At 38.9% G+C, this 15,659-nt stretch carries 11 protein-coding genes; 4 read left to right on the top strand and 7 right to left on the bottom strand.

The genetic code is table 11. The annotated features are described in order from the left end of the window. Window positions 1-703 precede the first annotated feature (703 nt). Window positions 704-1,369, bottom strand: a complete 666-nt coding sequence (locus tag NW213_RS08245) for a hypothetical protein (protein WP_235329282.1) — start codon at window positions 1,367-1,369, stop codon at window positions 704-706. 389 nt (window positions 1,370-1,758) lie between these two features. Here NW213_RS08245 and NW213_RS08240 point away from each other — a divergent pair, with 389 nt between their 5' ends. The 3 genes from NW213_RS08240 to NW213_RS08230 are packed head-to-tail and all read left to right on the top strand — an operon-like array spanning window position 1,759 to window position 6,572. Continuing rightward, window positions 1,759-3,033 (top strand): DNA adenine methylase, encoded by a 1,275-nt coding sequence (locus NW213_RS08240; protein WP_235329280.1) that lies wholly within the window; start codon window positions 1,759-1,761, stop codon window positions 3,031-3,033. Window position 3,034: 1 nt separating this feature from the next. Continuing rightward, a complete protein-coding gene (locus tag NW213_RS08235; RefSeq protein ID WP_235329278.1) occupies window positions 3,035-5,317 on the top strand; it encodes an ATP-binding protein in 2,283 nt (760 codons plus the stop codon). Beyond that, complete coding sequence (locus NW213_RS08230) at window positions 5,307-6,572, top strand: hypothetical protein (RefSeq protein WP_235329276.1); 1,266 nt, start codon at window positions 5,307-5,309, stop codon at window positions 6,570-6,572. The genes NW213_RS08235 and NW213_RS08230 overlap by 11 nt, the downstream gene beginning before the upstream one ends. 228 nt (window positions 6,573-6,800) lie before the next feature. Here the strand turns inward: NW213_RS08230 and NW213_RS08225 are convergent, their stop codons facing one another. The 6 genes from NW213_RS08225 to NW213_RS08200 all read right to left on the bottom strand — a co-directional run bounded on the left by NW213_RS08225 (window position 6,801) and on the right by NW213_RS08200 (window position 15,043). Next, on the bottom strand, window positions 6,801-10,787 hold the full coding sequence (locus NW213_RS08225) for an Eco57I restriction-modification methylase domain-containing protein (protein ID WP_258322446.1): 3,987 nt from the start codon (window positions 10,785-10,787) through the stop codon (window positions 6,801-6,803). Continuing rightward, the gene (locus NW213_RS08220) at window positions 10,784-11,818 is read right to left on the bottom strand and encodes a restriction endonuclease subunit M (RefSeq protein ID WP_258322445.1); all 1,035 of its coding nucleotides are present in this window, start codon (window positions 11,816-11,818) and stop codon (window positions 10,784-10,786) included. Before NW213_RS08220 ends, NW213_RS08225 begins: the two co-directional genes overlap by 4 nt. Window positions 11,819-12,073: 255 nt before the next feature. Then, complete coding sequence (locus tag NW213_RS08215) at window positions 12,074-13,276, bottom strand: site-specific integrase (protein WP_235328969.1); 1,203 nt, start codon at window positions 13,274-13,276, stop codon at window positions 12,074-12,076. A 1-nt stretch (window position 13,277) separates the two neighbouring features. Further along, window positions 13,278-13,757 (bottom strand): hypothetical protein, encoded by a 480-nt coding sequence (locus NW213_RS08210; protein WP_258322444.1) that lies wholly within the window; start codon window positions 13,755-13,757, stop codon window positions 13,278-13,280. A 3-nt stretch (window positions 13,758-13,760) separates the two neighbouring features. Next, a complete protein-coding gene (locus tag NW213_RS08205) occupies window positions 13,761-14,681 on the bottom strand; it encodes a relaxase/mobilization nuclease domain-containing protein (protein ID WP_258322453.1) in 921 nt (306 codons plus the stop codon). Beyond that, the gene (locus tag NW213_RS08200) at window positions 14,678-15,043 is read right to left on the bottom strand and encodes a MobC family plasmid mobilization relaxosome protein (RefSeq protein ID WP_009319097.1); all 366 of its coding nucleotides are present in this window, start codon (window positions 15,041-15,043) and stop codon (window positions 14,678-14,680) included. The genes NW213_RS08205 and NW213_RS08200 overlap by 4 nt, the downstream gene beginning before the upstream one ends. Window positions 15,044-15,088: 45 nt before the next feature. Between NW213_RS08200 and NW213_RS08195 the strand changes: the two genes are divergently transcribed. Then, complete coding sequence (locus tag NW213_RS08195; protein ID WP_258322443.1) at window positions 15,089-15,460, top strand: hypothetical protein; 372 nt, start codon at window positions 15,089-15,091, stop codon at window positions 15,458-15,460. Window positions 15,461-15,659 lie beyond the last annotated feature (199 nt).

Below are 15,659 nucleotides of genomic sequence, written 5' to 3'. Positions count from 1 at the left end.
TATGAGAGATCCTCGAGGTAGAGATACTTCGGGGGTTTTTTGCGTTTATACACTTTAGACTTTCTCTGCACGAAGGTTGCGGATGAACAACGGAAAAAACGATAGATGTCATTACGGTAAAAAAATTACGAGAATACATAATAAGCAGACTGTTCCAATCTAAAAATTTAATATGCGTCTGTATGATGTGGTAATAATAAATCATATATAGAATACTGAGAAATACTGATTTCGCAGTTTCATACGGATAATAAGCCGCAAAACCGTATATTTGCAAAAAACAGTGATGCTTATGTAATGATGTATGGTCTTCCGTTTTTACGTAGATCCCCTATTTTGAATCGAAACAATATTTTTTTGCTTGTCTGGGGAAAACAAAAAATCCCGATTTCGCTTGGAAATCAGGATTTTAATGTTTTTAGCTTTCTTCGAAGTGGTGCCACCAGGAATCGTAATCTAACGATAAGTGGCTGAATATCTTTGATGTATCTTTTAGCTAAAGAAGTAATCTCCCGCTATTGCTCCACCGGAGGCTTGCAGTATTTTGCAGTGTCTTGCGGAGTCGATTTCCTATTATAGAACAAAGGTAGCGTTTTATTTTGAAATACAAGAAGATGATTTGTGTTTTTGCTCCACCTAATAGGAAACTTCAATTAAAGTGGAGAAAATTGCAGAATATACCTGTTAAATGATATTCCGATTTTTACAAATAATCACCAATCTTTAATGATTTAGAATAGCTATCAACTTCTTTATCTGAAGCTAATTTTTCCACATGCTCAATAGATATACCTTTCCACCCTCTTAGATTTGAAAACATAGGCCACATTGTACATTCTCCTATTTCGGGCTCATATTCATAATCTATATCCTCAAGTTCCTGCAAAGAGCATAAACTTCTTACTTCATCGTCTGTTTTAGCTATTATAATTATATCTTCTGGTGATATTGAGGAAAAATCAAATTCATATCTTATTCTCCATTCTCTCAACCAGGTGAAATCGTGTGTCAGAACATTTAGTTCCTCAAATCTCCAACCCATATCTATTTTCTTAAGGTTTGCTTCGTCCATTTTATCACCATAAATTACAGATTTGGCTCCAAAGTCTTTAATCAACAAATCTCTTCTAAAACCTATACCGTAAAAAGATAACATAGGTTTATAGAAACTGTTCATATATAAAAGATTTTCTCTAAAGTGCGTTATTGGAGTCTCTGTAAAACAAATATAATCATGAGTACTAGAAGTTAATTTTAATTGATTCAAAATGTTTGTCAATTTATCATACGCATCTTCCCCTTTTGTAAAATGAAAGAGATAGGGTGAAAGATCGTTTCTGTTTTTAACTAAATTTTCAGATGGATTCATAATTATATATTAATATAATATGCAGATATTTTAATTGCTAAGAATTACCATTATTTTATATAATTGCTTGAGTAAAAATACTTATTGTATTTCAAAGTCTCCTTCAAAGACCAAGCTTTTGCCGCAAGAAGATATTTTACAATTTGCTTTGCTCATTGTTAGGTAAGGTAAACTCTATTATAGTATAGTCTAAGATATTACATATAAAGATAATGATTTTCAACCTACAATAGTACATTGGAGAGTTATTTTTTATGCAATCTTATCATTTGAGTCAAATAAACATTGTGGAATGAAGGATTTTCCGTATATTTGTTCGTATTTTAGGTATATTGTATATGTATGCTTGATTGCGTTAATATTGCTAAGGAATAATATAAAGATTTGTCATGAATGTCACAATTGATAATTATCGTACACTTAATTTTGATACGATAGATATACAGGAAGAATGGAATATGCCAGCCGAACGGGAAAGGCGTATGCATAATATCCATGCATATCCTGCTAAATTTCCTGCATTTATAACAACAAAAGCTATTCATAAAGCTGAGGAAAACAACATCTCTGTTAAGACTGTAGCTGACATATTTTGTGGGTGTGGTACTGTCGCATTTGAAACGGTAAGGAGCGGTAAACACTTTTGGGGATGTGATATAAATCCTGTAGCTACATTAATTGCAGAAACCAAAAGCAATGTATATCAAGATGAACAATTGCAAGATTTTTTTGACAAAATAATTGCTGCTTACAACACTTGTAATGTAGATAAAAGTAATCGCATTTATTCAAATGAACGAATACAATATTGGTTCGACGAAGAGCATATAGATAATCTATTAAAACTTCGATCTTCAATATATTTGGTTGTGGACGATGAATTATATCGCAATTTCTTTCTGTGTGCTTTTTCTAATATATTAAAATCTTGTTCTCGATGGCTTACAAAATCAATTAAGCCACAAATTGACCCAAAGAAACAGCCTAAGGATGTCCTTTCTTCATATATATATCAAGTAAATATGATGCGAAAGGCAAATATGGAAAATATAAATGAAAAATACGGGAAGGCAGATATTAAAAGAGCTAATATTCTAGACGTTAATATTGATAAACCATTTGTTGACTTAATTGTGACTAGTCCTCCATATGTAACTTCATATGAGTATGCTGATTTACATCAATTATCAACGCTTTGGCTTGAATATACTGATGATTTCAGATTACTTCGTGAAGGCACAATAGGAAGTCTATATCATTCAGAAGAGTTCGATAAAAACCTGAAAAGACTAAATAATGTGGGCCAAGATATCGTATTTAAGATGTATTCAATAGATAAAAGGAAGACACGTTCTATTGCGCAATATTACATAGACATGCAGTCAACCGTCCATAAAGTTGTTGAAATGTTGAATCCCGGCGGTGCCTGCCTTTTTGTTATAGGTAATACAGAATATAAAGGAGTAAAAATTGATAATGCAAAGCATCTGACTGAATGTTTGTTAGCTGAAGGAATGGTAAACATAGAAGTTGATAGACGTAAAATATCTAATAAAATACTTACTCCATATAGAGACACTAATGGAAAGTTTGCCAGTGTTAAAGGCAGTTGTAGGAAAGTTTATTCAGAAGAGTTCGTCATTTTTGCTAGAAAATGTAATTAATATGGCTAAGAATTTAACAATAAGACCATTCGCTCGATTACTAACTATGTTGGGTGATCAACTAATTAAGAATGAGCAGATAGCAGTTATTGAATTGATAAAGAATGCCTATGATGCAGATGCTGACTGGGTTAAAATTTCTTTTGATGGATTCACGGAGTCTTTAAATATCACTCCAGAATCTCGAATTATTATTGAAGATAATGGATGTGGCATGACAGCAGAAATAATAGAAAAATCCTGGATGAGTCCGGCTACTCCTAATAAATTCTCTAAAGATGGTTCTGAACGGAGAACTCCTAAATATAACCGTATTATTCAGGGTGAGAAAGGTATCGGCAGATACGCCATGCTAAAATTAGGCAAAACAGTAAATTTAACAACAAGACCCGCTAACTGGATCTTAAATTCAAAAGGAGAATCCGAAAGTAGTAAAGAATATACTTTGTGTTTTGATTTAAACTCATATGATAGTGATTTTATAGATGGTGCTAAAGACGGTAATGAAGGACTCTATTTAGACGAATTAAATTTTAAATTAGAGAATCAATCTCCTAATGTATTTGTAGAGCATGATGTTACCATAAATAATTTAAAATTCGATAAACGTGAGAACATTCATGGAACTCGTATTGAGATTTCAAATCTATCTGGTTCATGGTCTTTGGCAAAGCTTAAACCAATCAAAGATAGTTTTTTGAGGTTTGGAGATTTATTTAATGAGGTTATTAGCCCCAATGAGAAACAGAATAATTTCACAATTGGATTATATATAAATAATAATCCATGGACTCAAGAAGAGAAGTCTAATGATATTACATTGCGTAATTTAATTGAGACTCAAAGTGTATTACAAATAACAAATGGTCATTATTCCTCGAATAATGGATTGTTTACATATAAGCAAAATGGCCACACTAAGTCTGTGAGCATAAAAGAAGATGGACTTAGAGGTATGAGTGTTTTTAGAAATCATTTCCAAAATAAGGTAACTAAGGCTTTTCGTGAAGTTACTGATTTTGGAGACTTTGAGTTTGACTTTTATGTTTTTGATTTAAATTCAAAAGATGAGTCATCTAAATATTATTTGCCTAAGGAAGCAAAGTCTATTATCAAAGAGCATAGAATTTATTTACTACGCGATAATATACGTGTCCTTCCCTATGGTGATCCAGACGATGATTGGTTGCAAATAGAGGTGCGTCGTGGTACAGTTAGAGCAGGAGATTTTTTAAGTAATGACCAAATTGTAGGAAGGATTAAGATAACTAAATTTGGCAATCCTCATCTGAAAGATAAAACGAATCGAGAGGGACTTATTGAGGAGGGGAATTATACCACCGATTTTATTTGTATAATACAAAGTTTCTTATCATACATACGTAATGGGGCTTATGCTGCATATTTAGCAGATAAAGAAAAAAAATCACAACTTGATAAGATACGTAAAGATGCGGTAAGTAAAGAAATATCTAATCTTCGTAATCAACTGAAGGATGACAAGCATGCGTTATCTCTATTAACTCAGTTAGAGAATGCTTATAAATCTGAAAATAAATATTTAAGCTGTAGAGTTGAACGTACGGAATCTTTAGCGGCTGTTGGTATTTCGGTAGAAACAGCGAGTCATGATATTATGATGATGTTAAATAAGGGTATTGATGAATTAAGATCCTTATACGAGGATTCTTTACATTCAAATTTTGACCACTCTTTTTTAACATCAGAACTTCAAAAGCTTTATGGTATATTTTCATATATTCAAAATCAGATGAAAGATTTACAGATGTTGTTCACTTCATCTAAGCAAAGACGTCGTCAAATAAGGGTTAAAGATATTTTAGATAAAGTTATAACCATATACAAGCGAACTTTAGCTGAGCATAAGATTGAATATAGAATAAATACTATTGGTTCTCCCTTAGTGGCAAAATGTACAGATGCAGATCTCTTACAATTATTGATAAATCTTTTGGATAATGCTATTTATTGGTTGGAAGAAAAAAATAATAAAACCATTATTATTACATTGGATGGCAATAATTGTAAATTAATTTTTTCAGATAATGGTCCAGGTATTCGTGATGAAGATAAACCTTATATTTTTGATGCTTTTTATTCAGGGAAAGGTCAAGAAGGGCGAGGTTTAGGTTTATATATATCACGGAAACTAATGGAGCGCAACGACTATTCAATTGAATTAGCAGACTTGCAAGAAGACAAAATTTTAAGTGGGGCAAACTTTATTGTTAATTTCATAAAACAAGAACGCAATGAATATTGAGGAACTTTTTTCTGGTATCGGAATGGTAATTGACGATCAGGTTTTCAATATGGAAAGCAGTGATAAAATTATTCGTATTGTTGAGAATATTGAATCTAAAGGATTTCCTTTAGTGAAATATAATGAAATACCCAACGTAAGTGGTGCTAATATTGCCAAATTTAGCTTTGTTTTGTTAGATTGGGAACTAGTTAGTGTATCTGATGAAGATGGGAATCCTATACCTCTTGCCTCTGAATTAGAGAAAAGCACCAGAGCATCTCTCCTCCAGTTCATAAAAAATATCTTAAAGGATTGTTACTTGCCCATTTTTATCTTTAGCAATAGCGAAGTCGAAGATATTAAAAACCAACTTAAAAAGAATGGTATAGATGTTGATAATGCTCCTATTTTTATTAAAAGTAAATCTGATATCATTAGTGACGGGAATGTAAAAGTGATGGAAGTGATAAGTGCATGGATAGATAAAATGCCATCTATATATGTACTAAAAGTTTGGGATAATGCAGTAGAAAAAGCGAAGATACATACATTCCAGCAGTTGGGAAACACAAAATATTGGCCGTTGGCAATATGGAAAACGGCAGAAGATGATTCAGTCAATCCTAATGATGAACTTTTAGATGTTTTGACACAAAACATCTTTGAGCGAATGCAGCCAATATCTGTTGAAAAAGAGCAATTGTTCAAAATAGGTGAGATAAAATCTACAAGAGATGAAGTGTTGAATGTTCTTCGAGCTCAACGATTAGAGGCTAATCCGAGTAAAGAGTCTTCTATGACTGGTGATATTTATAAAATAAAAGGGAAGTATTATTTGAATATTCGACCAACATGCGATTGTGTAGGTCGAAAAGAGCAAGAATGTACAGATTGTAAAAAACAGAATTGTATTGAATGTTCAAATGCCAACAAGGTTTATCTAATTAAATTTGAAGCATTAAGACAAAATGAGGAAAATGTATTATTCGAGCACAAATATGGCGTTTTTAAGGAGCGAAATAATGAAGCGATCTTAGGCCCCCTTATTGATAATAAATTTTACCGTTTTAAATTTCAAGAAATAACTGTAAAACTTTATTCTGAAGTTAAAGACAAGAAGAAAGCGCGTATTTTACAACCGTTCATAAGACACATAACAGAACGCTATGCACTATACATACAGCGCCAAGCCTTACCACGCATTCCAAGTCTGGCGATATCCGATGAACATTCCGATCTTACTTCAGATGAATGTAAGAAAGAACCGGGGTAGTTCAATATAATGGATTGAAATACATCTCGCCATTTAGGTGGATAATAAAATATGTATCAATAGAAATAAATCGACTATTTGCAAGAATTAAGTAAAGAGGTTGATTCAGAAGATTTGGCATCTCTCTGAGAATTGAATATTCGAAAGAGGAATCTAGGTTGACCTTGCGGAAAAACAAAGAAAGAGGGGGACTTCACTTTTAAGTTCCCCTATGTACAAATTGCCATATCACTCTTTTGAGGCAAGTATCTCTCGTATATGCTGTTGATTCTTTTTGTCAATGCGAAACAATTCATATAGTAGAGTATTTATATCATTATTATAATCAATAATCCCATTTTCGTCTGAATAAGTTAATAGGTCCGGAACTTTCTTAGCTAATGAAGTAAGTGATTCGTCTGTAAGCAAAAATGCAAAACGGATTATTTCACTTGTGGCATATTTGAAAAAATTTATAGCTTCTTTTTCTGTCGCAAATGTTTTTAACGCCACACGTGAACGTCCAAAGGCGCTATGATTATCAACAATAGCTATCTGGTTACTACGCTTTTGTCCTCCAGCATTAGCACTGGAAACAATTACTTTCCATTTATTCAAATATTCACTTCCCGATGTTATAACATTTTTATTAGCAATATACCAACGAGCTCTTCCGCTTTTACCAGCTTTATCATTAGTAAAAAGTTTAATCTCTGTCTCCGGATTATAATAATCACCATCATTGTATTCTTTTACGAGAGAAGGATTTTTCTCAACAAAATCACTTTCAATAGAGAATAAATTACGAGGAAGTATGGAGTCATGTAAACATCCGAATGATTTGATTGCATTATCTAATCTTTTTATAATTTCATTATCTTGTGGATTAAGAGAAAACATATCATTTCCTGGATTGTTAGCTTGGATAGTAATCACTTTACCATCTACAGAATATTTATATGTAAATCCACATTCTTTCTTTTCCATGTTTTTTAGTACAATGGAAAGTCCATCAGCAATAGCTACATCTTTAAATATATCTTTAGAACAAGGGAAAAATTCAAGTAGAGCTAAATGAGGATCATTCATTTGGGCCAAACCAAATTTTTCAAGTCCTTTTCCTGAACGATGGATCCACCTAGAGCCTGGATATATTAAAGCTGTATATTTCCCTACCTTTTCACTGATAGTTTGGAAATATTGAAAGATACTTATGCTAACCTTTTGTCCGTTTGTACTTTCTTTCTGATCAACAACCTCTTGATATGGTGGATTTCCCACTATCGCATTAAATTTCATATTGTTATTGTCTATGGCTTTCCAGTAAGAATGACCTTTGGCAACTTTGGCTATAAAGTTTTCCGGCTTGTTCTTAATCTGGTTGATTAAATCTTCAAAATATCTTGTATTTACTCTAGCTTTACGGAATCCGGCAAGCGTACGTTTTGTAATACTCTTAGCCATTGGAGTCTTACAGATGACAAAGATGTTTTCAGCTATGACCTTGTCCCATACAGCCTGCTGCTCTTCTACTGTTTCTACAGCGAAAAGAGAAGCCTTCACCCTTGCCCGGTAAATGCCGTATGCCATATAAAGCGGATAAAGTCCGGATTTGGAATTGATTTCCAGAATACGGGATTCAGGGGAGAAAACTTCTGCGGTAACTTCTCCTTTGTCTATAAACCGTGGTTCAGAAATCACATTCTGATACTCTGCGTCATAGAAGTTATAGCCTCCCAGACAGTCGCCGAGGTGCATGTTTACCACACGCCACGGAGTAAGCACCGTTTCCTTGTCCGGATTACGGAAAGTGCTGAAAATGTCCGTAATACGTTCGATTCGTTCCTCAATACTCAGTTTGTCCGCGGCACGGGCCATCGCACGGATTCGTTTTCCGGCAGCACAGAATATTTCCGGATCATAGTATTTTTTGAAGCTGTTGAATTTCTGCTTGGTCACTCCCTTGGGCATGAACTCTTCCCATGACTGCGGGTCAATGAGTGAGGCGAAATTATCAATCGTGATTTCCTGATTCTCATCGCTCAGTTCTGCACCATAAATCAACAGAGGCATACGGATTGAGATGCCACGGAGTATGGAAATGGCCGCTTCCCTGTTCTTGGTCTTCTTTTTCAGTTCTTCCAGCCGTTTCCGTTCTTCCTCCGTAAGTTCCTTCTTGGGTTTCTTTTCCAGCTTCTCCTTTTCCTCGTATTCCTCATTGTTCAGGCCTTGACTGTTGATGTCCACCTGGTTGGTCTTGGGCATGGCCTTGGTCTGACCGATAATCTTTTTCAGGTCATCGAATTCCTGTAGTTCCAAATCATCCAGTTTCATCAGCTCATCGTTATACAGACTGTTGTCTTCAAACCCGTTACGGACGACACGTTCCACATATACCCGTTTCAACTGTTCCAACATACGGGGTACATCAAAGCAGTTCATCTGTGAGCCTTCAACGGATATGATGGGACAGAAATTGATAAACTCACCCATAGCCTTACGGTCACTTTGTGAAGTCTTTCCGGCTTTGGCCGATATTTTGGCTGTTTCGGCAATCACTTTCAGGGTACGGTCAGGAGCAAAATCAAAAACATAGCACTGCTCCTTCATCCGTCCGTTGATGGTGGCCGGTGTCTGTACGCGGAAGATGGTCTGCATATAACTGGATGCAGCTGTATTATAGGAACCGGACAACATGAATACGGCAGTCCATGCCTTTACACCTACTCCGGTCGTCAGTCGTCCGCAAGAAAGGGTAATGGTCCGTGTAGCATCCGGATCTTTTCCGATAGCCTGTTCCACGGCTTCCAGGGCATCACGGCTCTCCTCGTCCTGATCACCGTCACCGGCTACATTGACCACCTTGAAATGCTGGAACACCGGATGTGTCTGTAGCATGGCACTCAGTGCCCGTGCTTCCTTCACGCCGGGCACCATCCAGAGGGTATGGCGGAAAATATTTCGATATTCCTCGTTGGCATATGGATAAAGGCTGGCCTTGTCCTCCTTGGTAAGAAGATTCAGAAAAGCCAGCACATCTTTTTCATGACAGAAACCGCCAGATTCATTGACCCGAAAAAATTCCCTGAAGTTAAAGGCGACATCCTCATCTACAAATTCATGGAGCAGCCGTCCCAGATCGTAGGTATAGATATTGAGTGTAGGCAATGAGGCATACGGATTGGGATCACCAAAATGTAGTTCGTCCCAGCTCATCTTGGCCCGCTGTTCCATCACATAGTCCCATGTATAAATTTCATCTTCCTTGAAATCATCCAACAGATTGAATGGAGTACCTGACAGACGCAATACTTTGGTCTGTTCCTTGACCAGCTCTCCCATAACTGCTTTACCTAGTTCGGTCTGGGTGCCTTCGTGCGCTTCATCCACGATAATCAGGTCCCAATCGGTAGCAAACACTTCGTTGTTTTTGTCGAAGTTACCACCAACAAGTTCAGAACCACGCAAATCCTGCATGGAGGCAAAATAGACATAATGCAATCCGTTACTTTCTGCCTGCCGTTCAAGACTGTCGTAACTTTCCCCGTTGTTCTTGGAACCGTATGCAAAATCCTTGCGGTCGTAAAATATCTTACCGAAATCCTCAAACCATCCGGCATCCACCACAGGACGATGAGTCAGAATCAGAGTACGCTGAAACTCCATATCCTTGACAACCTGCAGGGCAGAAAGGGTCTTTCCAAAACGCATCTTTGCGTTCCAGAGCATCTGGTTACCTTTTCTGAACTGTTTTTTAGTCTTGTTGATGGCTTCTTGTTGTTCCGGCCGGAATACAATCGGGGAATATTCACGGGTAACTTCCGCTGATGAAAGGGAGCTCCGGCCTTCCTTGACAGCCGCAATGGCACGCTTGACGGTTTCCAGATCGGTGATGAACCATTCATTGGCTTTGTTGACTGTATCGAAGACTTTCTTTTTGATACCGGAGCGTTCCAAGACATTGTGTACCTCTTTGTCGTTGAATGAACGGAGTCCGCCACGGTTATAAACGGTCAGTTCCGTATATAGCAGATCGTATGCGATGCCTGCCGTCTGTGTATATTGGTTGATACGCTTTCTTGCCGCTTCATTGAGCGCCTTGCTGTTAGGAGACAGACCGAACACGTTTTCATCCTCACAGGTTGCCTCGCCAATCTTCAGGCATCCACGGTGCGCCGCATCATTGATACGGAACACATAGATCAGTTTTAGTTTCAGGGACGATGTGAATCTCATGCTTTTTCATTTATGAGGTCGATAAATCGGATTCGTTTCCCCTTTTTTCCTGTTGCCTTGTCCGTTGCCCGCCAGTCCTTGATAATGCAGTAAATTCCGTTGTGCTTGGTCAGGTCATTTTTCAGACAGCCCTCGCACGGCTCCCGTCTTTCAATCGTACCGAACAGGCTTGGTTCCATCCGCACACGTTCTCCGCAACTGTCCGGAACAACACCTTTCAGTCCGTCCATCTGCCATACATTCCAGGAGATGATATAGGCTATATGGTTGATGGATTTAATTTGCGGATCTTTACTGAACTTGTTCCGGTAATATTCGATGAAGGATAAGAGAAGGGCTTCACGGGCAAGAAGAAGACTGTCACCCTGCCATTCATAGGCATAGATGCTTCTGTAAGCATCCTTGGCTGCTTCCAGCCATTCACGCGTTGTCGCAGTATTCTCACTGACAATACGGAGTTTACGGTCAAGCAAACCGATACGTTTCTCCACAGGAATGAATGTTCCGGTAGTCGTATCATACCTGCTTACCAGATAAGGAGCTTCTCCACAAGTGATTTCCAGCCGGTTTTCCCGTACATAGTCTTTCCATGTCCTGCCTTCAGGAAAAGCAATTCTATCAGGATTGATTTCCCATGAATGTGTACCGTCTTTGGATGTCACTTCATGGTTGAATACATCCTTTCTGCCAAACCAGGCTTCATCGATAAGGTTGTTCTGGGCATTACATATCCAGGACGGAGTAAATACCTCCGCCATTTCCCGGGAACGTGTGCTTTGGGTATCCCTGTGTTTCAGAACACGGGGCATGACCACATGCCCGTTCTCTCCGGTTATCAGCTCCGGAAGAATCTGTGACCCGTATTCATAACCTTTGCCGAGCGGTTCATAATCGGAAGTAGCCCAGAATATATTACACTGTTTTCCTTCCTTACTCGTTGTATGATCTTTGAGCAAGGTATTCAGTAAGTCGGGTGAAAGTTCTTTCAGCTTGTTCTCCTGTATGTCGGCTTCTCCGGTCGTTTTCTCCATCTTCTTTCTGTGCGTAAAGGGGATGAGAAAGTCCTGGTGTCTGCGTCTTTCTTAGACAGAGGGAGATTTCGGGCTATAAGGCTGATTTGCTGATGAATTATATGTAGAGTTGCTAAACAACAGTTGAAATTCAATGACTTCCGGATGAAAATCCAACGGCCGGAATTGCAGGATTTTCAATAAAATGTATAACTTTGCGCAAGAGTGAGTCCCTCTGTCTAAGAAATGAATGCTTTTGCTAAACGTTCTCCAATCCTACAGACTTTTCAGAATTTGTGCGTTGGCTTTGTCCACTACGGAGTTATCCAATGAGGCCAGATAAATTTGTGTAGTCGCCTCGGAATCATGTCCCATTCCTTCACTGATAACCGAAATCGGAATGTTCTTGCCTTTGGCTGCGCTTGCCCATGAATGACGGGCACAGTACATGCTCAGAGGAACGGATATATCGGCCAGTCTGGCTATTTCTTTAAGGTATCTGTTTATTCCGGACATGACATTCCTATAATGCTTGTGCATATCCTTAAAAGGATATTTCAATATCGGCAAAAGATAAGGACTGAGGCTGTCTTCCGGGTATTTGCCGACAATCTCCTGCATACATTTTTCCCACCTGATGATCAGCTGCTGCCCGGTCTTTCGTCTGCGATACGATAAAAATCCGTTCTGAAGATCTTTCTTTTTCAGGTGAGCCATATCTATGAACGACATGCCACGGGTATAGAAGCTGAACAGGAACATGTCCCTTGCAAATTCCAGATTAGGCTGTAAGGACAGATCCAGATTCTTCATACGCTTGATGGCGGATAAGGGAACGGCACGCTTGACGGTCTTGTCCACTCCCGTATAGACATGCCTGAAAGGATTGCGCTGTTCCATCAGTCCCTTTTCCAAGGCACGGTTATATACCGCCCGAAGGATACGCATGTAGAATGAACTGGTATTCCGTACGGCCCCTTTCCCATGAAGGTAGGCTTCATAAAGCTGCATCAAATCCGAATCAATTTCAGACAATAGAATATCCTTGTCTCCTCTGAACTGCATGAAACTTTTCAGAGTACAGGAATAATTTTCAGCTGTGCGTATCTTGCCCATCTGTTTGAGACGGGCTATGATGCCCTGCATGAAGTTGAAAAGCGACTGTCCCTCTGTATTGCTTTGAAAAGAAGCGACAATATCATCTGCCGTATATCCGGCTTTCCGGTTATCCAGTTGGCGGATAATCATGTCCAGCCGTTTCAGGTCCCACTCCATGCGTTCCTGCAAGGAAAGGAGCAGATTGCTTCGTTCCGAACTACCGACAATGATACAGCTTCCAGCTTCGTTCCATTCATCCGTAAATATCCGGTAATCCGTCTTTAACTGACGGATTACACGGCTTTGGATAATCTGATAATAGACGGTGCCTTCCTTTTCCTCTATGGTGGAAGGTCTGAATTTTACTTTCACACTGGCCATATCAATCGGATTCAGATTCTACCTGTAATTTAAGTTTCTCCTGCATCAGGCTGTCGGAAACAGCTTTCAGCTCGTTCTCGTACCCGTCGGCCTGTTTTCTGACCCATTCGATGGCCTTCTCGTCACGATGGATGTCAAAAACCTTGTTCAACCAGAGAATATCTTCCGGAGTACACCCGCTCCAGGAACGGATGGCACGGAACTTCAGGGCATCGTCTGCATATTGCCGGTTGGACTGCCAAAGTCTGATATTTCCCCATAAGGACAGGCTGCATACCACGCCCATTCCGACTAAAAGAGAAAATACTTTGCTTGACCTGACGTCAAAATTATGCCGGTGAATATGCCTTACGCATGTCGGGATTACTTCTTCTGCCTGTCTGCCAGTTGGTGTTCCGGTATTCTGTTCCAGCTTCCCGTTTATCATCTCAATCTTGTTCTTGATTTCTTCAAACAAAACATATACATTGTCTTTTTCCATACTTTACCATCTTATTTTACGTTGTTTTTTCTTTTTCTTCTTTCTCAAATAATCGTCCGGATAACCTTCTGGTTGTTCCGGTTGCAGGTTCGGTGTGAACAGACCTAAAGAACCGCTGTACAATTCACTGCCATGCGATTCTTGTTGCCATATCGGTTCACTTTGAACAACTACCTGTCTTTCTGTTTCCGAATGTGACGGTGTCTTTAATGCGGCATCTATCTTGGAATAGCTGAACTGCCTGTCAATTTTGGAACCGCTGAAGGAATAGCCGTTCATGATGAACACGATACCCTGTACTTCATCGGATTTCCCCTTGTATTTGAACCGTACATCCACTCCCTTTTCGCTTAATCCGGCAATCAGCTCCTTCCAGTTTCTGGCCTTTCTGACTTCCGTTTTAAGCAGATTGTAAAGTTCATATTTTGTCTTGTCCGGTTCCCTTAAGCGTTCAGTCTTGACATGATCCTTACCTTTGGCCATATGCAGACTATATTTCAAGGTCAGTTCCTTGCAGATGCGTGCACTCCGTAACCGCTCGTTTTTGTCGGATATGGTCCTGCCATCATTGTCTATCCGGTTGTAGGCGATATGTATATGGGGATGCTCCTTGTCGAAATGTCTGACTATAAAGAACTGTGTGTTCCTTATGCCCATCCGTCCCATGTATTCCAGAGCAATTTCTGCCATAATCCGGCTGGTCAGCCTGCTTTCATCCTCTTTGGAAAAACCCAGTGCAATGTGTCCGACCGGTCTGGATACTTTCGGATTAATACCGGCCTGTGCTTCGAAAGACTTTGTAATTGTGGCAACATCCTCAATGAACAAGCCGGCATGTGCGATAATCCTGGCATTCTTTTTACTGTCAATGATATAGCCGGTAACCTCACGGAATCCGCTTCCCTTTACAATCTTCGCAATCATAGCAGGATATGGTTCAGCAGTTCTTCGATTCTTGCCACCTGTACACGGCATTCCAGCTTTGCCGTATCGAATCCTCCGGCATTTGCCTTATGAGCCAGCTGGTTCAGATTGTTCGCCATACCGCATAGTTTACGGATATAGTCGGAATGTTCCGCTGTAAGTCTTTGCCGGACATATCCCTTACGGAAACATTCCCTCAGGTATTCGCTTGCCGATATGCCTGCGCTTCTTGCCCTGCTTTTCAGTGTATAGTAATCCGGTGTCGCCAGTTTCACGGTAACACGGTATTTCAATTTGTCGGTCGTACTCTTTGGAGGACGGCCGCCCTTGTTGTTTCGTTCTGTATTCTGTTTCTTTTCCATCTGTTGACTATTGTATAAAATGAATGTACTGATTAGACCAGCGGGATGAACCTCTCACTGCGTCCAATAGTGGGAGCAAGCGGTTTCGGTCTGCCCGAAACACAAACTTGCTCCACTAAAAACCAGATTCCCGCTATTTTGAGCATCTCTGAATATCCTCCTTATAAATCCGGGAGAAATAATACCGTTGTCTGTATCATCTTATGGAGGGGACAGACCTGTTTTTCCGTTTCTATTCATCATGTATTTTCTCATTTTGTTTGCCATGTTCCGATATATCTCGGAATGAATTGTCTGGCAAAAAAAGAATATAAGTTTTCAATAGTCAAACAGTTGGTTGGGATGTGGCAACAATGTACCCTGTTGCAGTTTGCATGCAGGGCAATCGGTGTGGAATGCGGTATTTTTCCTGTTTGATGAAACAATGAACCGGGGATTCAAACAGTTACTGATTTATTGACTTGAATATTTACTGACTTAATGTCGTATTGTCGTACTGTAGTAAATATTCATATCTGTGAATTATTGAAGGAACACTTCTTTGCTTCCTTATCTAATCAATGGCTTGGAAAAGTGATGAAGTAAGGTTACATGGAAATAAACCATTCCTTATCCA

The organism is Bacteroides sp. ET336 (assembly GCF_024733815.1).
In the GTDB taxonomy this organism is placed as follows: Bacteria; Bacteroidota; Bacteroidia; order Bacteroidales; family Bacteroidaceae; genus Phocaeicola; species Phocaeicola cellulolyticus.
Note: the sequence above shows the minus strand (reverse complement) of the source record. Positions and strands in the feature narration are given on the sequence as shown.

Coding starts and splice junctions, on each gene's coding strand:
- NW213_RS08245 (WP_235329282.1), bottom strand. CDS start 1,369: ATGAATCCATCTGAAAATTTAGTTAAAAACAGAAACGATCTTTCACCC.
- NW213_RS08240 (WP_235329280.1), top strand. CDS start 1,759: ATGAATGTCACAATTGATAATTATCGTACACTTAATTTTGATACGATA.
- NW213_RS08235 (WP_235329278.1), top strand. CDS start 3,035: ATGGCTAAGAATTTAACAATAAGACCATTCGCTCGATTACTAACTATG.
- NW213_RS08230 (WP_235329276.1), top strand. CDS start 5,307: ATGAATATTGAGGAACTTTTTTCTGGTATCGGAATGGTAATTGACGAT.
- NW213_RS08225 (WP_258322446.1), bottom strand. CDS start 10,787: ATGAGATTCACATCGTCCCTGAAACTAAAACTGATCTATGTGTTCCGT.
- NW213_RS08220 (WP_258322445.1), bottom strand. CDS start 11,818: ATGGAGAAAACGACCGGAGAAGCCGACATACAGGAGAACAAGCTGAAA.
- NW213_RS08215 (WP_235328969.1), bottom strand. CDS start 13,276: ATGGCCAGTGTGAAAGTAAAATTCAGACCTTCCACCATAGAGGAAAAG.
- NW213_RS08210 (WP_258322444.1), bottom strand. CDS start 13,757: ATGGAAAAAGACAATGTATATGTTTTGTTTGAAGAAATCAAGAACAAG.
- NW213_RS08205 (WP_258322453.1), bottom strand. CDS start 14,681: ATGATTGCGAAGATTGTAAAGGGAAGCGGATTCCGTGAGGTTACCGGC.
- NW213_RS08200 (WP_009319097.1), bottom strand. CDS start 15,043: ATGGAAAAGAAACAGAATACAGAACGAAACAACAAGGGCGGCCGTCCT.
- NW213_RS08195 (WP_258322443.1), top strand. CDS start 15,089: ATGAACCTCTCACTGCGTCCAATAGTGGGAGCAAGCGGTTTCGGTCTG.